This is a genomic window from Vibrio sp. 10N.261.55.F4, from assembly GCF_041470465.1.
GTDB classification, from domain to species: Bacteria; Pseudomonadota; Gammaproteobacteria; order Enterobacterales; family Vibrionaceae; genus Vibrio; species Vibrio crassostreae_C.
In genome coordinates this window covers 22,534-45,180 of sequence record NZ_JBFRMM010000018.1, presented here as the reverse complement: position 1 = coordinate 45,180, position 22,647 = coordinate 22,534, and the positions used below count along the sequence as shown (strand labels likewise).

Below are 22,647 nucleotides of genomic sequence, written 5' to 3'. Positions count from 1 at the left end.
TTTGTATTAACTACGAAATTCAGCACTCAATATAAATAGGTTTTACTATGTCTAAATTTGTCATCCCGGTCATTGTCTTTCTTTTGGCGGGTTTCATGATTTACCGTACTTGGACGAATCATAAGTCTGGCGGAGAAAACTTCGAACAAGGCCAACAATTTCTAATTGAAAACGGCACTAAAGAAGGCGTGATTACGACTGAAAGCGGTCTTCAATACCTTGTTCTTGAAGAAGGTACAGGCACAGAGCACCCAACTAAGAACAGCAAAGTAACGGTTCACTACCACGGTACGCTAATCGACGGCACTGTTTTCGACAGCTCTGTTGAGCGCGGCGAGCCAATCTCATTTGCTCTTAAGCAAGTAATTAAAGGCTGGCAAGAAGGTTTGACTTACATGGTTGAAGGCCAAAAAGTTCGTCTATTTATTCCAAGCACTCTAGCTTACGGTAAAGGCGGTTCAGGCCCTATCCCACCATCATCGACTCTGATTTTTGATGTAGAACTCATCTCTATCAAATAATCGAAGTTACTGATTTAAGCCCCAACATACGCGCTATGTCGGGGCTTTTTTATATCTGAACATTTGAAGCCTCTTTAGATATTGAGCTATTTAGCTATTTAGCTACTGTAACAACGACCAAATATACCCTCGAAAACCGACCACTAGACGACTGGTCTAATTTAACTTATAGTACCGCCCATGAACGAAAAAACGAATGACACACGCCTGCATGTTTTAGATGTTGGCTACCAATTAATAGTGAACAACGGCTTTAACGGCGTTGGCTTATCGCAATTGCTTAAAGAAGCGGACGTGCCGAAAGGGTCGTTTTACCACTACTTTAAATCGAAAGAGCAATTTGGCGAGGCTCTGATCCAGCACTATTTTGAGACCTACATCAGCAGAGTTGAAACTATTTTGGTTCATGGTGAAGGCAACCATTACCAGAGAATTGTCAGTTATTTCACTCGATGGTCACAGATTGAAAACGGCACCTGCAATGCTCATAAATGCTTGGTCGTTAAACTCAGCGCGGAAGTTTCTGATCTTTCTGATCCTATGCGCCAAGCGCTATTAAAGGGTGCAGAAAAAGTGACGAATACCATCGAACAGTGCATTGTCGGCGGTATTGAAGATGGCTCCATAAAGGTTGAAGAGAGCCAAGAAGCAGCTCAGAACCTATACTCAATGTGGTTAGGCGCCAGCTTATTGAGCAAGCTGAGCCAAAGCTCACATAGCTTACAGTCAGCTTTGAGCCTTACCGAACGAATTTTAAAAGGTGAAAGCTAATAACGCGCAGCGCGCTTTATTGGCTTTAACTTAAAAAAATCACCCGCCCTCTTATCAATTTGATGACGGCGGGATTTTTAGACAACAAGACTAGACGACTGGTCTAATTCTAAATGTATAAAATACACAATTAAGGACATCCAATGACTCAACAAGACAATCGCCGAATCGTATTGGCTTCTCGCCCAGTTGGCGCACCGACTCAAGACAACTTCCGTTTAGAGACAATAGCTGCGCCAAGCATCAAAGACGGCGAGATGTTACTTCGCTCAGTTTACCTTTCTCTAGACCCCTACATGCGTGGTCGTATGAGCGATGCTAAATCTTACGCAGACCCTGTCGAGATTGATGAGGTGATGGTTGGCGCAACCGTATGTCAGGTTGAAGAATCAAACCACGCTGATTACGAAGTTGGCGAATGGGTACTGGCTTACACAGGTTGGCAAGATCTTGGTGTGTCTAACGGTGAAGGCCTAATCAAACTCGGCAAAGAACCAACGCACCCTTCTTACGCGCTTGGCATCATGGGTATGCCTGGTTTTACCGCTTACATGGGCTTGCTTGATATCGGCCAACCTAAAGAAGGCGACACGCTAGTCGTTGCAGCAGCAACAGGTGCTGTAGGCGCAACCGTTGGACAAATCGGCAAACTAAAAGGCTGTCGTGTTATCGGCGTTGCAGGCGGTCAAGAGAAGTGTCAGTACGCGAAAGAGATTCTTGGCTTTGATGAATGCATCGACCACAAAGCTGACGACTTCGCGGAGCAATTGGCTAAAGCGTGTGACAACGGCATCGACGTTTACTTTGAAAACGTTGGCGGCAAGGTATTCGATGCAGTAATGCCTCTGCTTAACACAGGTGCTCGTATTCCTGTGTGTGGCCTTATCTCTCAATACAATGCGACTTCACTGCCTGAAGGACCAGATCGTATGTCTAGCCTGATGGGTATGCTGCTTGTTAAAAGAATTAAGATGCAAGGTTTCATCATCTTTGATGACTACGCACACCGTTACAACGAATTTGCTGTTCAAATGACAGAATGGTTGTCTCAAGGCAAGATGCATTACCGTGAGCACCTAGTTGAAGGCCTAGACGAAGCGCCACAAGCATTCATGGGTCTATTGGAAGGCCAAAACTTCGGTAAGCTTGTTATCAAAACAAACGAAGCTAAATAAATTTAAAAACTGAACCAGTTAACTAGGTAAAATCATGATTACTTTGCATCACCTAAACAAATCTCGCTCAAAACGAATCATCTGGCTACTGGAAGAGCTTGGTGTTGATTATCAAATCAAACCATACCAACGAGACAGTGTAACGTTTCTAGCACCACCAGAATTGAAGACTGTTCACCCTCTTGGTAAATCTCCGGTTATTGAAGACGATGGTGTTGTGATCAGCGAATCTGGTGCTATCACCGAGTACCTAATCGATAAATACGGTCAAGGTAAGTTCGCACCAGTGCGCGGCACCGCTGACTACGTGGAATACTTACAGTGGCTTCACTTCGCTGAAAGCTCTGGTATCCTGCCAATGCTACTTAAAATCTTTGTGATGAAAGACGGTTGCGAGACAAATTTCCTTGGCGGCTACGCTGATGATGAAAACCAAAAGGTCCTAACCTTTGTCAACGAAGCACTTGAAGGTAAAACTTACCTTGTTGCTGATACTCTGACGGGTGCCGATTTCATGATGTCGTTCATCGTAGAAATCGTGGGTAACTTCGGTGCCACTGCGCTCTACCCTAACATTGCTAAATACGGTGATCTTTTAACGAGCCACCCTGCTTACCAAAAAGCCGAGCAACTAGAGCTAGAACACTCGAACTGATCGAGTTTCAATCAAGCTCTGCGCGCTTAGGATAAGCACAAGCAACTAAATGAAGCCAAAGTCGATTTATCTTTCGCTTTGGCTTCTCATTTGCCTTCATTTCGACAACAATACCGAACTCTAACTGAACAGCCATAGAGTTTGATCTTAATGCCAACAAACCTCGCTCAATACACACCTCTGCACCTAGCAAACACGAATGTCGATTTAGCGCTACCGACTCGTTTTACGTTTCCGTATTACTATACCCCGCACCCTGTGTGTGAATTCGCTATGCTGCAGCTTCAGCAATCACTTGTCGACTGTGGTGTGAATGAAACCTCGCAAGGTAATCTCTACGCTGTGCTTCTTGTTCAGAATCCAACCACACAAGGGTTAGGTTACCTTTCTGCGTTTTCAGGCTTACAGTTAGATCCGGCTTTGGTCTCTCAGTTAAACAACATTCACTTTGTTCCACCAGCCTTCGATTCAAAACAGTTTCAATCTCAAAACAGTGCGAACCTTGCTCGCCAATTGCAGCTCTCGGACGACATTGAAAAGCTGCAACAGTCGCACAATCTAGACACATTATTGGCCGAGCTTGAAGGGTTAAAAATCGAATCAGCAAAAGCTATCGAAGCCTTTCAGTTAGCAATGGCCGCAAACAAAGCTCAGCGTAACGAACTCAGAGAACAAGCCAATCAAGAAAAAGCATTAGGGAATCTAGAGTCAGCGGCGAATTTGCTCAAACAACTGGGCAATCAAAGTAGCCAAGAGAAACGTGACCTAAAAGCACTTCGTATTGAGTGGAAACAGAAGATCGCAGAGCGCCAATCACAAATTGATTTGATTGAAAGCGAACTGAAAAACCGTAAGCAAGATCACCAAGCAGTTTCACAACAGTTGGAAACTCAACGCCTCTCTCACTATCGCTTTATCAATCAAGCCAAGCAATCTAAGAATTTACTCGAGTTGCTCGATGGTAAAGACGCGCTTGAAGGCTCTGGTGACTGCTGCCTACCTAAGTTGCTTAACTTTGCGTTTGAACACGGGTTCAAGCCGTTAGCATTATCTGAGTTTTGGTGGGGATTACCGCCTACAGACATCATTCGACAACACGCAAACCTCTACCCTGTTTGTCAGAGTAAAAGCTTTGAGATCCTCGAACACCAGTTAAGTGGCATAGAGCTAGAAGATAACCCGCTTATCGTGAACCCTGCGGTTGGTAAGTCTTTTAATATTGTTTATGAAGACGATGAAATCGTAGTCGTCAATAAGCCTGAAGAGTTCTTGTCGGTTCCCGGTAAGTTCATCGAAGATTCAGTTTATACCCGCATAAAAGCGCGTTACCCGGATGCGACTGGTCCTTTGATTATCCATAGGTTGGATATGTCGACGTCAGGTTTGTTGATCTTGGCGCTCACGGCGGAATCAAACAAGCATATTCAGAAGCAGTTCATTAATAGAACCGTAGAGAAACGCTACACCGCTTTGTTAGATGGCGAGATAACGGGCGAATCTGGCAATATCAGCCTTCCTTTGCGCGGCGACATCACGGACAGACCAAGACAACTGGTTTGTCACCAACACGGCCGAAATGCAGAGACCCATTGGCAAGTGGTTAGCACTCACAATGGCAAAACCAAGGTTCACTTGTACCCTAAAACAGGGCGAACCCACCAGCTGCGAGTGCACTGTGCTCATCCATTAGGGCTTGCTGTACCTATTCGTGGTGACGACTTATACGGATACAAACGCGAGCGCTTACACCTGCACGCTGGCTACTTAAAGTTGATTCACCCGACAACCGGTGAATGGATGGAGTTTGAAGTGCCTTCCGAGTTCTAAACTCTAACTTATCGAGCTAAGACTCTTATCTCACTCAATATTTGATCTCATAAAACGCATCAAGGTTCTACAACTGCTTAAGGTATAGAACCCTGATATTTAATTTTAATGTGATTATCACAGTTCATTAGCGTACTTTAGTTACTGAGTTCAATACTGCAGACGCCTAGCCCATCACATCTTTGCGCTGGTCAACACATTCGAAAGAGCCCATTTCGAACTCGCGACAGATCCATGGTCGGTTTTCGTAGATAGTACACATCAGTGTTTCTCTATCTACCGCAGAACACCAGCCGTCGTCTAAGCGCTTCATGGTTTCACCGCCCCATTCATCATAAGCGATGTGCTCTTCAGGTACGCCCGTATCTGTGATGATCATAACCTCTAAACGACAACAGCATGCCTGACAATTTGCACAGGTTACTTCGGGTTCGGTTACGTTCTTTATCTCTATCGTCATAAGTGACTACACTGCTAAATTTTGCGTATAGTAATCGAAACCGCCCGCTACGGCTAATAAAGATAGTGCGGCGCGGCGTTTTCATTGATGTAGAAATAACAAAGGGCGCTGTGATTCACTCACAACACCCATAATATTTCGACTTTTCAGCGCGGCTTATCGCCACAGGCTCTATTTAGAACAGGCTCGCGAAGAACAGCTTAACGTAGTCTATTAAACGTTTGAACAAACCGCCCTGTTCAACCGCTTCAAGCGCGATCAAAGGCTGAGTTTGAACATCTTCGCCATCAACGGTGTAATGAACCACACCTAGAGTTTGACCTTCTGCAATTGGCGCTTTCAGTTCAGAGTTAAGCTCGATAGATGCAGTCAGCTTTTTACTGTCTGACTTAGGCAACGTAATGAACGTGTCTTCTGCCACACCTAATTTCAATGTGTCTTGCTCACCAAACCATACCTTCTCTTCAGCCACTTGATCGCCGCCTTTATGCGGGTTTAGTGTATCGAAGAAACGGAAACCGTAGCTCAACAGCTGTTTGCTGTCTGATTCACGGCTCTTAACGCTTGATGCGCCCATCACAACCGCGATAAGTCTCATCTCACCTTGTGTCGCTGAACTCGCCAAACTGTAGCCAGCACCAGAGGTGTAGCCCGTTTTCATGCCATCAACGGTTAAGCTTCTATCACGCAACAAGCCATTACGGTTATGTTGAGTGATGCCGTTGTAACTGAAAGAGCGTTCGCTGTATAAGCCATACACATCCGGTAAATCACGAATAATGGCACGACCGAGTAACGCGATATCGTAAGGAGTCGAATAGAGGTCGTCTGCATCCAAACCATGTGCATTGGCAAAATGGGTGTTTTCTAGCTTCAGAGAGGTAGCCCAAGAGTTCATCAGGTCAACGAATGCATCTTGTGAGCCTGCAACATGCTCTGCAATCGCAACGCTAGCATCATTACCGGATTGAATAATCAAGCCACGATAAAGATCCATCATTGCTACATCGGTGTTTACTTCGATGAACATTTTTGAAGAGTCTGGGAAGTTCTTCGCCCACGCGTTCTCACTGATTCGTACCTGATCATCAGCAGAGATGTTGCCTCGCTTCATCTCTTGACCTGCCACATAGCTGGTCATCAGTTTGGTCAAGCTTGCTGGGTTTAACTTCGTATGTGCGTTTTTTTCTACCAGCACATCACCAGAATTAAAATCAATTAACACATACCCTTTTGCGCCTAGGCTAGGTGGGCTTGGTACTATAGAAGGTGCTGCGATAGCTGCATTACTTACCATCGCGGCGTTACTTACAATGAATATACTTAATAGAGGGAGAGAGTATTTGGAAAACAGTTTCATTGAATCAAACCTAAGTTAACGTTTTGAGCAGTATAGACAAATGCTAGCAAAAGAAGCGCGAACTTTACGTTGCTTTACGTATTTGTACCATTCGTTACAAATAAAAAAGTATAATCTGCGATCTGACCATATTTTCCACAACTAATATTTACTCCACGAATGCATTCAACGCCTAATGCTATCGCTCAGGCATGCGTCTAAATAACATTTCAACAAAGCCAGTAATACGCTGTTTGCTCTCGCTTGGCTCTAAATCAGGTTGGATGCCAGACTGTGCTAATGCTTGCCATTGTACGACCTCTGAGTTAGGTACGAAAAACGCAATGTACAACGACCCTTTCTCCGCGACTTTACCTTCACCATCGTAAAATGGCACACCAGTAGATAGCTTAATCGCATCGAAGATAGACTCATCGTTCAGTTCCGATTCTTCCGCTAATCCAAAGCCTACAACAACATCACCGACACCATCCTGCTTTAACTGATAACCTTTACTTGAGAGCTGTTCTTGAATCGAATCACGCACTAAATCGGTTACCACGGTTTCATCGTATTTTTGAGAAAGGTAAACCTTTTCTGACTCAGGGTGCCAGGAGTACGTCATCACGCCGTGTTTCATGAAACCAAAGTCACCGCTAGTGACCACACCATAATTGTGTGTGGGTGGTATTTCTTGCGTAGAGCATGCGGTCAGCCCAATAGCCATCAAAGCCAATAGTGCTGCTTTTTTTATGCTTTTTGTTGCACAAATGGATCGTTTTATCATTCGAGGCTTCCTTACCTATATAAGAATAACTATCAATTCAACCTCCAACATAAATAGTAATTATGTTAATAGAAAGGTCATTAAACGTTTGCGTAATCGCTAACCTTCACCTCTGTCTGTTTTGGGGGTTTAATCACAAAAACAGAGTTGGTATAGTTCTCCCCGTTAAACAAAACCAGACCATTCGAGGCACGGAGCTTCCTCAATCATCTCATGAAGAGAAGAATTGGTACCGACAAAGTATCGGCAAATTTAAGAGGGTCAAACAATGGAATTCAATATGGTTGAAATTTTAGGTTACGCTGCGTCTATTATGGTCGCAATTTCATTAACAATGAAAGATATCGTTCGTCTGCGTGTCCTTAACTTTATTGGCTGTGCACTCTTCACAGCATACGGCATCATGATTGACGCATGGCCAGTTGCAGCCACCAACGGCTTTATCGCTTGTGTAAACATCTACTTCCTTGCAAAAATGCAAAAGGAAAAAAAAACGGAAGCGATGAAAGCAGCGAAAGCTTAAATTAACGATTAGCCTTTCAAATAATTCTGAAAAAGCCCAAATAGAGCGATCTATTTGGGCTTTTTTGTGTTTGTCGTTCTCAAGAGCTCGATTTGTGTGAACAAAACTTTTCAATTCAATGAGGCTTTCAACCGATCACATGTAAGCAACGTGATATTCGTTCTCTCGATACGCTTGAGTGTTGTTACGTCCACTCTCTTTTGCTTGATAAAGCGCTTTGTCGGCTTTATCGATAGCGGTTTCAATGTCAGTCAGTGCTTGAGCATGGCAACAACCAGCGCTGATTGTTACTGGCGACACTAAGCCTTGAAGTTGCTCAACACATAACCGTAACGCCTCTGATAATTCGAATAACTCATGTTCATCACAATCAAACGTCACCAAAATAAACTCTTCACCGCCATAGCGTGCAATCAAACGACGACGGTTAACAAATCTCTTCAGTGATTTTGCGACCTCACAGATAACCCTATCGCCTTGAGCATGACCATATTGATCGTTCACCCGCTTGAAATGGTCAATATCCAGCAAAATGACACCGACATTTGTTAGCGGATAAGGCGACCTTTGAGTAATTTTCAGTTTTAGCTGCTCGATAAAACTCCGTCGGCTAGGAAGGCCTGTGAGGTAATCGAGGCTCGCAACATCCAATATTCTAAGATGACGATGCCGCAGGTAAAGCACCAGAACAACAATGATACTCAGTAGACTAACAACCAACGTCATCAAACTTGCCAACAATAAGCTGTGGTTCTTGTTGAGCTCTTGTTCTAAGACACCAGCAGAAATAACCCAATTAAGATACGGATAAAACTTGTAGAAGATGTTTTTACTCGTCGTGCCATCTGCCGTAGAGATAGAGTAACTAAAGTGACCTTCAGGTTCATCGACGACTTTATCGATAAGCAACTCTGAAGAGTCATCAATCAAGGTTTTTAAGTGCTCGTGTTCAAAGTTAGGTTGAAGGACTAACGTGCCTTGTAAATCAACGATATATACATAGCCACTATCGCCATACGAGTACTTTCTCAATTTGTCTTTAAGTGCTTCGAGATCAACCAGGTACATCAGTTCATCTTTATAGGTGGTCGCCACCAATGTATTGCCACTCGGTAGCCTCACTGAATATGCGACCTTCGCACGCTTGCCAACTTCATGTGGATTGGCGTGCGAGTATTGGGTCATTCCAGACTGTAAGCTCAGTTGTTGTTGAATATGGGTTAAATGCGCGCGATTTTTCCCTTGTAAAAACGGGTGATATAGATGAATACCTTGTGGTGACATCAGGTAGATATAACCAGACTCTCCAATCACCAATTCGTTGGCAATTCGAATGACTTCTTCAACTTCTTGTTCTGGCGTGGTATGCCATACATGAGACGCAACGGTATCCGTAATTCCTTTAAGATATGTCTTTATCGCCTCATTAACTGTGGTGTCGACAATATCGTAACTCGCGTTCACAATCGTACGAAAAAACAGTTGGTTAGATTCCAACAATGACCTTTCAGTTCGATTAAATTGAAAGGCAGAAAGAATCATCGACACGACGGCGAGCGCAATTGAAAAATTAAGAATGTATTTACGTCTGACTTTCAAGATTACCCCGTAGATTTATAATTTCAGGTAACGCTGTGACTTCTCTTATATACAGACTGTTTTATATCATGTTTTTATTTTTTACTGAATGAGTGTCGATATTTTTAAGGGTTTCTATACGTAATCTGTGACTTATAACAAAAACGCCGAACTGGATTCAGTTCGGCTTTTTGATTTTACGTCTAGATTGATTACTTAATTGATACTAATTCCTGATAAATAGACTTAAAAGCATTTGTGTTTATTACCTATTACTACACTCTATTGTCTATAAATAGTTTGCTTAGCATTAAATTAAGAACAAACTTGAGTCCAGCTACCATCGCTACCCGGTTCAGAACTTGTCCACCAGTTTGCTTGGTAAACACTACCGTTGTGAACCACTTGGTCTCCTGTGTTTGCATGGCTTGGGTTACCTGCCCAATCTTTCTGAGGTAAGTCTGGGTAAACCGCTAAACCTGCCGTATCACATGTACCTGGATTGGTGCCACCATCGCCAGGGTTACCGCCACCTGAACTGATATCACCTAATGGTAGATCTGGCTGCTCGAAGCTAAACGCGTAATCAACGCCACCGACATTCACCGCGTAGTTAGCAGGGCCAGAAATTGGCAAGTAATACACCATGTCTAACTCATACACACCGCCAGCAGGAAGCTCTTCCCATGTCGGCAACGTAAACGCCACTCGGTGCATGGTTCCATCTAGTCCACCGATGTTATCCGCGCGAGTATGACCTGAAGCAATCACGGTCAAACCACCACCCGATTGATCTTTCGCGTTATCAGGTGCAGATACTGGGATATCGAATTGGAACTCAGTTCCACCCGGAAGAGCTTGCCCTGTGTTGTTCGTGAACGTGATCTTAGGGTTGATTGGGTAGTTTTGGTCACCGACTTTGAAGCCACCAACCGATACCGCGATATCTAGCGCTTCTGTTGGAATAGCACCCGTCGCTACTTTGTTTCCATATGGTGTTGCAGACTTAAACTTATCGTAGATAGCTTTCGTCATGGTGTTACCCATGTGGAACTCACCGTTACCGCTGTTACACGCTTGTTCGGTCGTATCGATAGACGTTCGGTTGCCATTCGCATCGAGAACATAACAGTTATAATCCCCTGCTAGTTCCCAGAACATAATGCCGCCGATCTCTTTGTCGATAACGTAGTCCGCTTTCACGTCGATAGACTGTTTATCTTCTGTTGAAAGGAATACGCCCTTCTCTGCGTTCCACAACCAAGGGGCAACCGCCACACTGTCGTAGTTTCTCGTGTAAGTGCCCGTTAGAACATCTGAAGGATCATTCACAGGATCAAGCTTGTAAGCTTCAGCGTAAGAGCCCCAAATACCCTTCTCTAGGTTCTTCGCGTGCCACATAGGGTTAGAACCCGCGCCCATTTCGTTACCTTTTGGATCGGTATCGTGCCACATGTTGTCGATACCAATAGCGCCATGGCCACAGTTGTTTTTCTCGCCTTCACCCGTACCCGCTGAACATTCAGATTGGTTTGGCAGTGCTGCTCGGCCCCAAAGACCATTCTCACCACCCGTTACGCCTTGCCAACCACGAGTGTAGTAAGGCACACCGATGTTAATACGGCCTGCTGGCATAGAACCACGGAAGTAATGGTAAGCCCAATCCGTGTTCAGATAACCAATACCACCGTAAGCCGCCGTGTCGTATACGTTCCACTGCGCTAGCTCTGAATCTTTACCCGTATCAAACAAGGCTGCGTTATGACCTACGTGATCGTTCCACGCACCGTGAAGGTCGTAAGACATGATGTTTACGTAATCGAGGTACTTGGTTACATCGAATGTTTCCATACCGCGTAATAGGTAACCAGAAGAAGGCGCTGCGATCGTTAACATGTAGTGATTGCCATCTTGCGCAGACGCCGCATCGAGCTTCTCACGTAGCACTTTCATCAACACTTGGTACGACGCCCACAGGTATTGACGACGCGGCTCCATGAAGTCTTTGTCGTATGGGTTACCTGCGCCAGCCATAGAAGTTGGGTATTCGTAATCGATATCTAGACCATCGAACTGGTACTTACGCAGCATTTCGACCGCTGAAGTCGCGAATGTTTCGATACCTTGATGGTTGATAGAACCATCAGCATTGGTCGTCATGGTGTAGAAACCACCATCAGCCACGCGGCTGCCATCAGTCGCGAAGTGACCACCTGTTTCAGCCCAACCACCGATTGAGATTAACGTTTTCACGCCGTGTTTTTTCTTCGCTGTCGCTAATGCACCGAAGTGACCTTTGAAGCCTAATGCCGGATCAACTTCCACACCCGGCCACTCTTTACCAACCGCTGCGTTATTTGGATCGTTTACATCACCGACGTTTACTTTGCCATCTGAACCGATGCTCACGAAAGCGTAGTTAATGTGTGTGAGTTGTTCCCAAGGAATATCATTTACTAGGTAAGCAGCTTGTGGGTCATCCCCTGCACGCCAACTTGTGAAGTAACCAATGACACGACGGGGATGGTCTGCGCCCATTTTCTCACGGCCTTCATCATCGTAAATTGTACAGTAAGGAACATCGACACCTTGAGTTTGATATAAGCCATCAGGGCGACATGTGCTCACTGTTGGAGCGCCGTTCACGGTCAAAGATGCCAACGCAGAATCTGCAGTCGCACCTTGGTCGTCTGTTGCTTTCGCGTAAACCGCTAAAGAACCCGCTTGAGTTGTTGTGTAATCTAACGTGTAAGGGCTCGTTGCAGCAGTGCCCACAAGAGCACCCGCTACGTAGAAATCAACCTTATCAACCGTGCCATCGCTATCTGCTGCCGTTGCTGTCAGTGTGACTACACCACCAACATCAACAGATGTCACTGAAAGTGCAACTGAAACTGTCGGTGCTTCATTCCCTGGTTGTGCTGAATCAACAGAAACAGAAACCGCACTTGCAACACTTGCTGCGCCTTCATTATCCGTTGCAACAACAGAAACCTGATGATTACCCGACGTTGCAGCCCAAGTCGCTTCGAAAGGTGCCGCTGTGACTACCGCAACAGATGCGCCATCAACAAAGAACTCAACCGAAGCCACACTGCCATCAGAATCTAGTGCTGTTGCACTCAATACAACATTATCGCCTTCAGTAATCACGTCAGAAGCAGAGGGTGCCGTTAATGAAGCCGTTGGTACTTCATTTGGCGTACCGCCACCTCCGCCACCACTACACACATCAATCTTTTTCCATTGTGCATAGTCACCCTCAAATTGGCTCGGGTTGTTATTTTGATTCCAGTAATTCGCTGAGTACGCGCTGCCGTCATGTGAAACCTGATCACCACCGGTGTACACCGTGGCGGAATCCCACGCTTCTAACGTTGAACAATCCACAGCCGCGTAGCTGTTGAACGCCATTAAGCATGACGCGGTGAGAGTACTGAGTGTAAAAACTTTCTTGGCCACTCTTCCTTGGTTTAGGTGCATGTTAGCTGTCCCTTAAGTTATTGTTTCAAGATGCTTAATTTAAGTGTCATATTTCTCATCACTTAAATCTCTTCGCAAAACAACTGTAGGTAACAGTGCCAATTTAACACCTAAAATATTCGATATTTATAAAATGACTCGCATTAATTTGTTTATAGCATGCAATGAGTCGACACTTATTTTGCACGAACAACTAATATTAAATTTATTTCGGTACGCTAAAAAATATCGCCTAATTCGTATCCTTAATTACAAAACTCTATTCATATCTGCTTTATTTGTTCGTTCTGAAATTTCGTTTTAAAACTAACCAAAAGGGATTGATTTCGCCGTAGAACTGATTTCTTTTCTAAATTTGCCCACTTTTTCTTAACAATTGTGGTAGTATCGCGGATTTTTTTGACGAACCTCACACTTCTATGCAAGTGTGGGAGAAATACATAGGCTTGAAAGAGCCAAATATAGCGAAGAAATAATGTCCAACTTGACGCAAGTCGCCAACGAAAACATCAACGCAGAAGCTACTTCTATCGATTTCAATAAAGCTCAATCTTTGGGTGAAAAACTGGAACTCGGAAACCCAGTATTTTGGCTTAGTGGGAGTTTTTTAACCCTCTTTGTCGTCCTTGCTTTCACCAACACCTCCGTGTTGTCCGAACTTGTAAACATCGGCTTTAGTTACTCAACTAAGTGGTTCGGTGCTTTCTGGCAAGTCCTACTACTACTCAATTTCATTATCGGCTTAGTGCTTGCACTAGGACGCACAGGCCACGTTCGTTTAGGAACGCTTGCTCTCCCTGAAATGACCACCTTTAAATGGATGTCTATCGTCCTATGTACGCTGCTAGCAGGCGGTGGTGTGTTCTGGGCAGCCGCAGAGCCTATTGCTCACTTTGTTTCAGCTCCACCACTTTATGGTAACGCTGATCCTCAAGCGATGGCGTTCAACGCCCTATCACAATCTTTCATGCACTGGGGCTTCCTTGCCTGGGCAATCTTAGGTGGTTTGTCTTCCATCGTGTTAATGCACTTGCATTACGACAAAGGTCTTCCTCTTAAGCCACGCACGCTGCTTTACCCAGTACTTGGCGGCAAAGCAATCAACAGCTGGATTGGTAACGTAGTCGACGCGTGCAGCATCGTCGCTGTAGCCGCAGGTACTATTGGCCCTATCGGTTTCCTTGGACTGCAAATCAGCTACGCGTTGAGCGAACTGTTTGGTATTTCCGACAGCTTTGCAACTCAAAGTGTGGTTATCGTTTTCGCTATCGCAATGTACACACTGTCTGCATTGAGTGGCGTGAACAAAGGTATCCAACTGGTTAGCCGTTACAACATCATCTTATCTGTGTGCCTAATCGGCTACATTCTGCTAGTAGGCCCAACGAGCTTCATCATTGATGGCTACCTACAAGGTATGGGCGAAATGGTGGATAACTTCATCCCAATGGCACTGTACCGCCAAGATACAGCGTGGCTAGGTGGCTGGACCGTATTCTTCTGGGGTTGGTTCTTAGGCTATGGTCCGATGATGGCGATCTTTATTGCTCGTATCTCACGTGGCCGTACTATTCGCCAAATGATCGTCTCTATCAGCATCGTAGCACCGCTAGTAACGTGTTTCTGGTTCAGCATCGTTGGTGGTAGTGGTCTAGCGTTTGAATTAGAGAACCCAGGCGTAATTTCTAGCGCGTTCGAAGGCTTTAACCTTCCTGCTGTGCTACTGGCAATTACCGCTCAACTGCCGTTCCCTACTTTGATTGCGATTCTGTTCCTTATCCTGACGACCACGTTCATCGTGACGACAGGTGACTCGATGACTTACACCATCAGTGTGGTAATGACAGGCACTACAGAGCCAAACGCAGCCGTACGTACCTTCTGGGGTATCATCATGGGTGCAGTAGCTATCGCGCTTATCTCAATGGGTTCTGGCGGCATCTCCGCTCTACAGTCGTTCATTGTGATCACTGCGGTTCCTGTATCGTTCATCTTGTTGCCGTGTCTATGGCACGCACCGAAAATCGCGAAACAGATGGCCAGAGATCAAGGTCTCGCTTAATGCCTGACCCGATTTAGTTTCGGGTAGCGTATAAAATTAAAAAGCCACTCAAGTGATTCACCTGAGTGGCTTTGTTTTATCTATTCGCTGTCTAATTGATTAGCTGATTAGCGTTTATACGACCAATTACTTCTACCGATATTTCGGCTTATTGAAACTTTTCACCCGCAGCAACCATAAACGACATCTCAACCAATAGCTCAGGGTTTGCCAGTTCTGCTTTCACACATGCACGGCTTGGCGCACAGCCTTCAGGGAACCACGATTCCCACACTTCATTTAACGCGTCAAAATTGGCAAAATCTGTTAGGTAAATCGTTACCGACAATACGCGAGATTTGTCACTGTCGACCAAGCTCATCATTTCTTCAGCTTGATCAAAAATTTGCTGAACCTGACTCTTAATTCCTGCCGTTGTATCCGTCTCTGGTACTTCCACAAAGCTTGCGATGCCATTAAATACAGTTACATCTGACCAACGTTTGGTCGGGTTAATTCTATGGATTTTCACGAGCGATTCTCTTCTTATAATTAGGGATTTGCGTCAACGTAATCTAATCCAAATCGTGAGTATTAAAAACAAAAGTTGGAAAGCTCGCTGTACCTTTTGAACAGCACTATCGCCTAAACATTGCTTCGGTTCTCAACATCACCAGTATTTAAGTTCATATCGAGACAATAAGTCTCTACCTGTAAATCTCTAGATAAATATATTAATTATTATTCTCAATGCGAAATTTAATCTGAACTCCTGCGGTCATATTCAGGGATTTTATTAAATGGAGTACTTTTATGCATGTTCAAACCTATGATTTAAAACAGAGTAATGTCGGATACAACCTAGGCGTGATAGGCGTAGCATTAGTGTTAGCTTGGATTGGTATTTACAAATTTACACCAACTGAAGCGATGCTTATAGAACCCCTAATCGCAAACCACCCAGCAATGAACTGGCTTTACAATCTGTTCTCGGTACAAGCAGTGTCTAACATGGTGGGTGGTGCAGAGATCATCGTCGCGATTGGATTGATCGTTGGATTTAAGAAGCCGACAGTAGCTTTCTACTCAGGCATTGCTGCATCGGCTATCTTTGTTGTGACACTTAGCTTCCTGGTTACAACGCCAAACGCTTGGAAAGTATCGGATGGCATCTTAGTCACTAACTTCTTCCTAGTGAAAGATATCCTGTTTTTGGCTATCGCGATTAGCGTAATCGAACATAACAAACCTCAGAAGTAACCGTAAATCTAGAAGTGGCCAAACCTAGAAGTAACCTTAAACCTTTAAATAAAAAGACTCGAAGCTGGCTAGAAGGACGCTGCCAGCTTCTAATGTATAAGGCACTGATAGTCACCTAGTCAGCTAAAACCTTACGATAAAAATTAGCATCTTGATGTTCTCCTTTAAACACCGCGTAGCTCTCAACATACTCGACCAATTCAAAACCGGTATTGGATAAGATTTTGTTGGAACCGATATTGCCCACTAACGCATAGGCATCAACATATTTAAGGTTGGTCTGTTCCTCCAAATAGAGTAGAAACTGCTTTACTGCGTTAGACGCAATGCCTTTTGAAGCAAAGGAACGACCTACTCGATACCCTAGCTCTCCACTATGGGCGATCTGGTCGATATCGCGGATGTTGATTCTTCCACAGACAGTGCCATTGGCATCTTTGATCAACATAGGAATCATCTCACCATTCTCGTATTCAGTTAGAAAGCTGGTGATTTGCTCGGTCACACCTGCATTTGAATAGAAGCTATCACCCCTAACTGGAATAAATTGCTCAAACCACTCTCGATTTTCGACCTCAAAATCCAAAAGCGCACTCGCGTCATTCGGTTGAAGTAAGTGTAAAAATACATCCATGACAAATACTCTAATGTTTCCCTAAAAAGCCGCACCTTATGATTCATGAACCACGGCTTATTAATACGGTTACGGTAAACCTCTCAATTTCTTGGCTGGGTTACCTGCATAGATACCTTTCTCAGTAATGTCTTTCGTTACCACACTGCCCGCGCCGATTACTGCACCTTCGCAAATGCTGACAGACAGAACCGTAGCGTTAGAACCGATCGTGATGTTGTCAGCTATCAAGGTACGCCCCCAACTTTCAGGATTAGGATCTGGCTTTCCCTCTTTGAATAAGTCGTTGGCAAACATGACTCCGTGACCAACAAAGCAGTCACTTCCAATGGTCACATACTCACAGATAAAGGTGTGAGATTGAATCTTGCTTCTCGCACCTATCACGGTGTTCTTTTGAATCTCAACAAAGGGGCCAACGAACACATCATCTTTAAGCTCACAGCCATAAACGTTACTTGGCTCGATGATAGTGACATTCTCGCCACAGGTAATATCAGTAATCTGTGACTTTAATACTCTTGGACTTGCCATACTTCACTTCCTCTCGACATTAGCGTCACAATTCAACCTAAGAGATTGTGCCGTAGCCATTAAAGTGCAGCAAATAGATATGTTGAGAGTTGGCAATGGATCAGAAATTCTGCATAAATTAAAACAGTCCTACCAGCACAACTGACAACAGCACCCCACCGATAAAACTTGGGGCGTGGAATGGCTGAGCTTTAGATCTAACGTACTCTTTTTGAAGGTCTTCTTGGTAAGTTTTAACGGCGAGTTCTTTTATGTAGTTATTTTGCATAATAAGCTCCTTCTTAATCAGTAAGAGAAGCTTAAGACTTGAAGTTAGGTTGAGGTAAAGCAAAAAATCAGATTAATTGAACACTTTATTTTTGTTACTCGAGGATTACCCTGAACACATCGTTATTCACACCGCCAACATCTACTAACTCTCCCGGTTTCATTAGAAGCGAGGTGTTAAGCTGTCGTGTTGAACGTGGCTCTTTTGTTTCTCGAATCACTAACATATCGACAAAATAGCCAGAGTCTTTCTTTGATATTGAGCCCGAAAACGTAACGCTTTCAACCCTATCGGCAAGGACTGAATTGAATGTTTTATCCTCTAAAACACCTGCGGCGATGGATGTATCACCATAAAATAGCGTGATGGTTGTTGGGTCGGGTACCAACTCTTGATTGGACGAACACCCTATTAGGGTAAGGCATAGCAGTAAAATGGCTCGAAATTGCATAAACTGGTTTTCTTTATTACGTTAAGCGTCCGTTTTTCATATTAAAACACTTCAACCTTATAAATACCATGTTTACGGGATAAGCTTAGGTGTGTCGCTTCGATGGACTTGAGTAATGAAGTGAACGGATCAGATCTCGGCCTGTTGAGTTTGCTCCCTATTTGGAAGCTAAACCGAGATCTGATCGATATTATCGAGAAGGGTTCAATTGATTTATGCAACAACGTCTTGTGGAGGTGTCCCTTCACAGTTAGAAACGACAGCATCAATTTGTACTAAAGCATTCATTGGGATTTCTGAAACCCCTACTACCGTTCTTGCAGGCAGCTCAGCATTAAAGAATGTGGTGTAGACTTCGTTTACCACATCAATATCTGAAATATCCTTAAGTTGAATATTAATTTTCACCGTATCGTCCATGCTATGGTCAACGCTTTCAATTATCGCCTTAATATTGTTTAAACATTGTTCCGCTTGCTCTTTTACACCACCAGCAACCATTTCATTAGTTTTCGGGTCTAAAGGTAGTTGACCAGAAATATGATTGTAGTTAGAGAAAGCAACGGTGTGCGAATAAGCCATGAAAGGGGCATCGACAGTATTATTAGCTTCAATAACCAACAAGCGAGTGTCTTCTGGTAATTGCGGCGGTGTACCGTCGCCATGTGAAACGGATGTATCAATTTGAATTAAAGCGCCCATCGGTAGTTCAGCGGCATTAACAACCGTTCGCGCTGGTACATAACTTGGGAAGAACTTAGCGCAAACTTCATTTACCTTTTCTGCATCTTCAACATTTTTAAGATAGATAGTGGTTTTAACCACATCATTCATGACATGACCGATACTCTCTAGAATCGTTTTAATGTTTGCTAAACATTGTGTCGTTTGCTCTGTGATACCACCTGAAACCAACTCACCTGTATTTACATCGATAGGCAATTGAGCCGAAAGGTTGTTGTAGTGAGAAAAAGCCGCTGTCTGCGTCGATACAACACTCTGAGGTGCATTATCTGTATTTCTTGATACCTTAACTAGTGCGCAAGGTGCTTGTGGTTTAGTGCCTTCACCGTTTGAAATAAGAGCATCCATTTGAACTAAAGCGTCACTGTTCGGCAGCGCAGCGACACCCACGACTGTACGTGTCGGAAGGCTGTTGTGGAAGAAGCTTTTGTAAACTTCATCAATAGCATCGATATCAGAAATATTCTTAACGAAAACATTAATCTTCACGACATCATCCATAACATGGTCGATGCTTTCAACAATCGCTTTAATATTATTTAAGCATTGCGTTGCTTGGTCTTTAATATCACCAGCTACTATTTGACCTGTTTTAGGGTCAACAGGTAATTGAGCAGAAAAGTTATTATAATGAGAAAAAGCGACCGTTTGTGTAGATACAGAATTAATTGGTGCGTTTTCAGTATTTCTTGAAATTTTAATGATATCGCTACTCATCGGAATTATCCTTTTAATAATATAGGAATACGTATTTATATTGAACAATCGTATTGGAAAGAATGATTAAAGTAGCGCCATGTTAAGTGAATTATTTTAGGGTAAACGTGATACCCGTCAGGCTATCACTTAACCATAAATCAGGGATTTACAGAATAATTAGTCACAACACGACTAATTATCCGCAATAATAGAGCGAAACGAGTAATAAATTCTCTTTATCTTTTGATATATTCAACAATCATGAATACTATCTCTGAGAATACGGTGAGTAATTCCCGAAATTTAGATAATATTTGATAGGTTGTTCACACTAAAACTTCGTTACTAGCTGAATTAGTGAGTTTCTCCCCTATACCGTGCATAAACTCTTAGGCTATTTAATTAATTATTTTACCGGACTCATTACACATAAATCCGGTTAATAATATATTCAAAAATCCAATACCAACAAACTGACAATGCCTATAATTAGATACATTTACTCATATAATTCAACAAATGTGAGACTCAGGGGAATGACATGAGAAGTATGGTGTTCAGCCAAGACATGGGACTTTCAGGAATCACGATGGCGTCAACGAAGAGCAATCGACACCATAGCTTTTGGCACCATAGCTCTCAACACATAGTTTCGTTGAAAAAAGAACTAAACCGCTCTTGGAGTGGTATTGAAATGGCGCTTAAATTCACGACTGAATTGAGATGGACTGGAGTAGCCGACTCGGCGTGCAGCATCGCTAATTCGTAGACCTTCTAGTTGAATCAATTCTTTGGCTTTGTTAAGCCTGACCTTCTTCAAATATTGAAGCGGTGATTCAAAGGTGACATTACGGAATGCATAGTGGAAGGCAGACACACTCATGTTGGCTTCGTCGGCAAGCGATTGAACAGTAATAGTTTGGTCGTACTCTTCATGCACTTTAGACAGCGCTTTGGCAACACGTGCGTAATGGCCATCATGATGAGCTAAATCAAACAGCACACGCCCTTCTGAACCGGTTAATGCGCGGTAGACAATCTCTGTCACCATGGCATCGCCCAATATATTGGCTTCAATGTCGCAATGCAGCGTTTTCACCAACCGGGTAAAGCTCTCTAGCATTTGCTCTTCCATCGGCGTCGATTCTAAGCCACTCGAGTTCTGTTTATGCTTGTTGCAGTAGCTCTCTAAGAAGCCTTGATCTTCGAGCTTTTTGACTAAGCTATGCAAACGTTGAGAATCAATGCTTATCGACAAGCCAAGCAATGGTTCACCATTAACAGGCAAGGCTTCGCACTCTAACGGCATTGGCACACCCACCACAAGATAATCACCCGCAGCGTAAGTCACGGGCCTTTCACCAATGTAGATGTTCTTTTTGCCCTGTCCGAGCATGATAATGCCAGACTGGTAAGTAAATGGCTGACGCTGATTCCCGCCACTGCTTCGATACAACCACACACCGCTAATTTCAGTTTCTCTGATCCCTTCAAGGTCATCCCAACCTTTGTGTTCAACATAAGACTGTAATAACTGAGCGAGTGTTTTCATAAGTGGCGACTTTCCATTCTAAGTGCTAAGAGTAAGTAAGCTAAAGCAGAGGAAGAATATCAAGTTTGTAGAAATAGGCAATTTATTTGGAGGAACAGCTCTTCATTGACCTAGATTACTGTACTAATATGCAAATATAGAAATTGAGCAATAAACCAAAATAACAAATTTCGCTTTACACAAGGAATCTCTGATGCAATTTACTTACGTTAACCCTACTGTTATCCATTTCGGCCAAGGCCAAATCAACGCTATCAGCCAAGCGGTTGATACTTCGAAGAAAGTACTGGTCATCTATGGTGGCGGTTCAATCAAGAGCAACGGTGTATACGACCAAGTTGTAGAAGCTTTAAAAGATCACTCTTGGATTGAGTTCTCTGGCGTTGAAGCAAACCCTACCAAAGAGACGCTAGACAAAGCAGTCGCTCTTGTTAAAGAAGAAAACGCAGAGTTCATTATCGCTGTTGGCGGTGGTTCGGTAATCGACGGTTCTAAATACGTTGCTGCAGCGGCTAAATACGACGGCGACGGTTGGGACATCCTAACGGGCAAACACCAAGTAACTGAAGCGACGCCAATCGGTGCGGTACTGACACTTCCTGCGACAGGTTCTGAATCTAACATGGGTGCGGTAATCACGCGTAAAGCGACTCAAGAGAAGCTTGCTTTCCTTAACCCTGCAGTACAGCCTAAGTTTGCGGTTATGGACCCAGACGTAATGAAGTCTCTGCCAGAGCGCCAACTGATCAACGGTCTAGTTGATGCGTGGGTTCACGTATGTGAGCAATACATCACAATGCCAACAGACGCGATGGTTCAAGACGGTTACGCAGAAACACTGCTTAAGAACCTACTTGTACTGGGTAAGCAATACGACGAGCGTGACAACGACGCATGGCGTGCAAACCTAATGTGGACTGCAAACCAAGCGCTTAACGGCCTAATTGGTACGGGTGTTCCTCAAGATTGGGCAACTCACATGATTGGCCACGAATTCACTGCACTATGGCACGTAGACCACGCACGTTCGCTTGCGATTGTTCAACCTTCACTACTTCGTAACCAAATCGAAGCGAAACGTGGCAAGCTAGAGCAAATGGGTCGTAACGTATTTGGCTTAGAAGCGGGTGCTGATTTAGCAGAACGCACAATCGCTGCAATCGAAGCGTTCTACCACAGCCTAGACGTAGCAACCATGTTCGACGGCTACGAAACAAACAAAGCAACGGCGATTGACAATGTTGTTGCTCAACTTGAATCACACGGCTACCTACAACTTGGTGAGAACCAAGCAATCACGCCAGAGAAAACACGTGAGATTCTAGAGTCTGCGATTCACTAAGAA

Annotated in this window: 21 protein-coding genes; 9 read left to right on the top strand and 12 right to left on the bottom strand. The window is 43.9% G+C overall.

Annotated elements, in window-relative coordinates; genetic code table 11:
- Nucleotides 1-47: 47 nt before the first annotated feature.
- The 5 genes from AB4249_RS09870 to AB4249_RS09850 all read left to right on the top strand — a co-directional run bounded on the left by AB4249_RS09870 (nt 48) and on the right by AB4249_RS09850 (nt 4,949).
- The gene (locus AB4249_RS09870) at nt 48-521 is read left to right on the top strand and encodes an FKBP-type peptidyl-prolyl cis-trans isomerase (RefSeq protein WP_017062642.1); all 474 of its coding nucleotides are present in this window, start codon (nt 48-50) and stop codon (nt 519-521) included.
- 180 nt (nt 522-701) lie between these two features.
- Nucleotides 702-1,292 (top strand): TetR/AcrR family transcriptional regulator, encoded by a 591-nt coding sequence (locus AB4249_RS09865; RefSeq protein WP_017062643.1) that lies wholly within the window; start codon nt 702-704, stop codon nt 1,290-1,292.
- 143 nt (nt 1,293-1,435) lie between these two features.
- A complete protein-coding gene (locus AB4249_RS09860; protein ID WP_372058975.1) occupies nt 1,436-2,467 on the top strand; it encodes an NADP-dependent oxidoreductase in 1,032 nt (343 codons plus the stop codon).
- A gap of 34 nt (nt 2,468-2,501) precedes the next feature.
- Complete coding sequence (locus AB4249_RS09855; protein ID WP_229647847.1) at nt 2,502-3,122, top strand: glutathione S-transferase family protein; 621 nt, start codon at nt 2,502-2,504, stop codon at nt 3,120-3,122.
- A 150-nt stretch (nt 3,123-3,272) separates the two neighbouring features.
- Nucleotides 3,273-4,949, top strand: a complete 1,677-nt coding sequence (locus tag AB4249_RS09850) for a pseudouridine synthase (RefSeq protein ID WP_372058977.1) — start codon at nt 3,273-3,275, stop codon at nt 4,947-4,949.
- 166 nt (nt 4,950-5,115) lie between these two features.
- Here the strand turns inward: AB4249_RS09850 and AB4249_RS09845 are convergent, their stop codons facing one another.
- The 3 genes from AB4249_RS09845 to AB4249_RS09835 all read right to left on the bottom strand — a co-directional run bounded on the left by AB4249_RS09845 (nt 5,116) and on the right by AB4249_RS09835 (nt 7,535).
- Nucleotides 5,116-5,409, bottom strand: coding sequence for a YkgJ family cysteine cluster protein (locus AB4249_RS09845; RefSeq protein ID WP_080967419.1), 294 nt, complete (start codon nt 5,407-5,409; stop codon nt 5,116-5,118).
- A 175-nt stretch (nt 5,410-5,584) separates the two neighbouring features.
- Nucleotides 5,585-6,769, bottom strand: a complete 1,185-nt coding sequence (locus tag AB4249_RS09840) for a D-alanyl-D-alanine carboxypeptidase family protein (protein WP_017064476.1) — start codon at nt 6,767-6,769, stop codon at nt 5,585-5,587.
- A gap of 178 nt (nt 6,770-6,947) precedes the next feature.
- Nucleotides 6,948-7,535: a DUF4136 domain-containing protein gene (locus AB4249_RS09835; protein ID WP_017064475.1), complete on the bottom strand. Its 588-nt coding sequence runs from the start codon at nt 7,533-7,535 to the stop codon at nt 6,948-6,950.
- 268 nt (nt 7,536-7,803) lie between these two features.
- Between AB4249_RS09835 and AB4249_RS09830 the strand changes: the two genes are divergently transcribed.
- Nucleotides 7,804-8,058, top strand: a complete 255-nt coding sequence (locus tag AB4249_RS09830) for a YgjV family protein (RefSeq protein ID WP_017068159.1) — start codon at nt 7,804-7,806, stop codon at nt 8,056-8,058.
- Between the two features lie 135 nt (nt 8,059-8,193).
- Here AB4249_RS09830 and AB4249_RS09825 read toward each other — a convergent pair whose 3' ends face one another.
- Nucleotides 8,194-9,657, bottom strand: a complete 1,464-nt coding sequence (locus tag AB4249_RS09825; protein WP_372102947.1) for a diguanylate cyclase domain-containing protein — start codon at nt 9,655-9,657, stop codon at nt 8,194-8,196.
- 294 nt (nt 9,658-9,951) lie between these two features.
- On the bottom strand, nt 9,952-13,119 hold the full coding sequence (locus tag AB4249_RS09820; RefSeq protein ID WP_372102946.1) for a chitinase C-terminal domain-containing protein: 3,168 nt from the start codon (nt 13,117-13,119) through the stop codon (nt 9,952-9,954).
- 475 nt (nt 13,120-13,594) lie between these two features.
- Here AB4249_RS09820 and AB4249_RS09815 point away from each other — a divergent pair, with 475 nt between their 5' ends.
- A complete protein-coding gene (locus AB4249_RS09815; protein ID WP_108193192.1) occupies nt 13,595-15,181 on the top strand; it encodes a BCCT family transporter in 1,587 nt (528 codons plus the stop codon).
- A gap of 148 nt (nt 15,182-15,329) precedes the next feature.
- Here the strand turns inward: AB4249_RS09815 and AB4249_RS09810 are convergent, their stop codons facing one another.
- Complete coding sequence (locus AB4249_RS09810; protein WP_004731436.1) at nt 15,330-15,692, bottom strand: RidA family protein; 363 nt, start codon at nt 15,690-15,692, stop codon at nt 15,330-15,332.
- A 281-nt stretch (nt 15,693-15,973) separates the two neighbouring features.
- Between AB4249_RS09810 and AB4249_RS09805 the strand changes: the two genes are divergently transcribed.
- On the top strand, nt 15,974-16,420 hold the full coding sequence (locus AB4249_RS09805; protein ID WP_017062655.1) for a DUF417 family protein: 447 nt from the start codon (nt 15,974-15,976) through the stop codon (nt 16,418-16,420).
- 115 nt (nt 16,421-16,535) lie between these two features.
- On the opposite strand, the gene AB4249_RS09800 is transcribed toward AB4249_RS09805, so the two are convergent.
- The 6 genes from AB4249_RS09800 to AB4249_RS09775 all read right to left on the bottom strand — a co-directional run bounded on the left by AB4249_RS09800 (nt 16,536) and on the right by AB4249_RS09775 (nt 21,302).
- Complete coding sequence (locus tag AB4249_RS09800; RefSeq protein ID WP_017062656.1) at nt 16,536-17,054, bottom strand: GNAT family N-acetyltransferase; 519 nt, start codon at nt 17,052-17,054, stop codon at nt 16,536-16,538.
- 69 nt (nt 17,055-17,123) lie between these two features.
- The gene (locus tag AB4249_RS09795) at nt 17,124-17,588 is read right to left on the bottom strand and encodes an acyltransferase (protein WP_372102942.1); all 465 of its coding nucleotides are present in this window, start codon (nt 17,586-17,588) and stop codon (nt 17,124-17,126) included.
- Nucleotides 17,589-17,706: 118 nt separating this feature from the next.
- Nucleotides 17,707-17,856 (bottom strand): hypothetical protein, encoded by a 150-nt coding sequence (locus AB4249_RS09790; RefSeq protein ID WP_017067591.1) that lies wholly within the window; start codon nt 17,854-17,856, stop codon nt 17,707-17,709.
- Nucleotides 17,857-17,950: 94 nt separating this feature from the next.
- A complete protein-coding gene (locus tag AB4249_RS09785; RefSeq protein ID WP_017062659.1) occupies nt 17,951-18,307 on the bottom strand; it encodes a hypothetical protein in 357 nt (118 codons plus the stop codon).
- 213 nt (nt 18,308-18,520) lie between these two features.
- Nucleotides 18,521-19,768, bottom strand: a complete 1,248-nt coding sequence (locus AB4249_RS09780) for a RidA family protein (protein WP_372102940.1) — start codon at nt 19,766-19,768, stop codon at nt 18,521-18,523.
- 649 nt (nt 19,769-20,417) lie between these two features.
- Nucleotides 20,418-21,302, bottom strand: coding sequence for an AraC family transcriptional regulator (locus AB4249_RS09775; protein WP_017062661.1), 885 nt, complete (start codon nt 21,300-21,302; stop codon nt 20,418-20,420).
- 193 nt (nt 21,303-21,495) lie between these two features.
- Between AB4249_RS09775 and AB4249_RS09770 the strand changes: the two genes are divergently transcribed.
- Nucleotides 21,496-22,644: an iron-containing alcohol dehydrogenase gene (locus AB4249_RS09770; RefSeq protein WP_372102938.1), complete on the top strand. Its 1,149-nt coding sequence runs from the start codon at nt 21,496-21,498 to the stop codon at nt 22,642-22,644.
- Nucleotides 22,645-22,647 lie beyond the last annotated feature (3 nt).

Coding starts and splice junctions, on each gene's coding strand:
- AB4249_RS09870 (WP_017062642.1), top strand. CDS start 48: ATGTCTAAATTTGTCATCCCGGTCATTGTCTTTCTTTTGGCGGGTTTC.
- AB4249_RS09865 (WP_017062643.1), top strand. CDS start 702: ATGAACGAAAAAACGAATGACACACGCCTGCATGTTTTAGATGTTGGC.
- AB4249_RS09860 (WP_372058975.1), top strand. CDS start 1,436: ATGACTCAACAAGACAATCGCCGAATCGTATTGGCTTCTCGCCCAGTT.
- AB4249_RS09855 (WP_229647847.1), top strand. CDS start 2,502: ATGATTACTTTGCATCACCTAAACAAATCTCGCTCAAAACGAATCATC.
- AB4249_RS09850 (WP_372058977.1), top strand. CDS start 3,273: ATGCCAACAAACCTCGCTCAATACACACCTCTGCACCTAGCAAACACG.
- AB4249_RS09845 (WP_080967419.1), bottom strand. CDS start 5,409: ATGACGATAGAGATAAAGAACGTAACCGAACCCGAAGTAACCTGTGCA.
- AB4249_RS09840 (WP_017064476.1), bottom strand. CDS start 6,769: ATGAAACTGTTTTCCAAATACTCTCTCCCTCTATTAAGTATATTCATT.
- AB4249_RS09835 (WP_017064475.1), bottom strand. CDS start 7,535: ATGATAAAACGATCCATTTGTGCAACAAAAAGCATAAAAAAAGCAGCA.
- AB4249_RS09830 (WP_017068159.1), top strand. CDS start 7,804: ATGGAATTCAATATGGTTGAAATTTTAGGTTACGCTGCGTCTATTATG.
- AB4249_RS09820 (WP_372102946.1), bottom strand. CDS start 13,119: ATGCACCTAAACCAAGGAAGAGTGGCCAAGAAAGTTTTTACACTCAGT.
- AB4249_RS09815 (WP_108193192.1), top strand. CDS start 13,595: ATGTCCAACTTGACGCAAGTCGCCAACGAAAACATCAACGCAGAAGCT.
- AB4249_RS09805 (WP_017062655.1), top strand. CDS start 15,974: ATGCATGTTCAAACCTATGATTTAAAACAGAGTAATGTCGGATACAAC.
- AB4249_RS09800 (WP_017062656.1), bottom strand. CDS start 17,054: ATGGATGTATTTTTACACTTACTTCAACCGAATGACGCGAGTGCGCTT.
- AB4249_RS09795 (WP_372102942.1), bottom strand. CDS start 17,588: ATGGCAAGTCCAAGAGTATTAAAGTCACAGATTACTGATATTACCTGT.
- AB4249_RS09790 (WP_017067591.1), bottom strand. CDS start 17,856: ATGCAAAATAACTACATAAAAGAACTCGCCGTTAAAACTTACCAAGAA.
- AB4249_RS09785 (WP_017062659.1), bottom strand. CDS start 18,307: ATGCAATTTCGAGCCATTTTACTGCTATGCCTTACCCTAATAGGGTGT.
- AB4249_RS09780 (WP_372102940.1), bottom strand. CDS start 19,768: ATGAGTAGCGATATCATTAAAATTTCAAGAAATACTGAAAACGCACCA.
- AB4249_RS09775 (WP_017062661.1), bottom strand. CDS start 21,302: ATGAAAACACTCGCTCAGTTATTACAGTCTTATGTTGAACACAAAGGT.
- AB4249_RS09770 (WP_372102938.1), top strand. CDS start 21,496: ATGCAATTTACTTACGTTAACCCTACTGTTATCCATTTCGGCCAAGGC.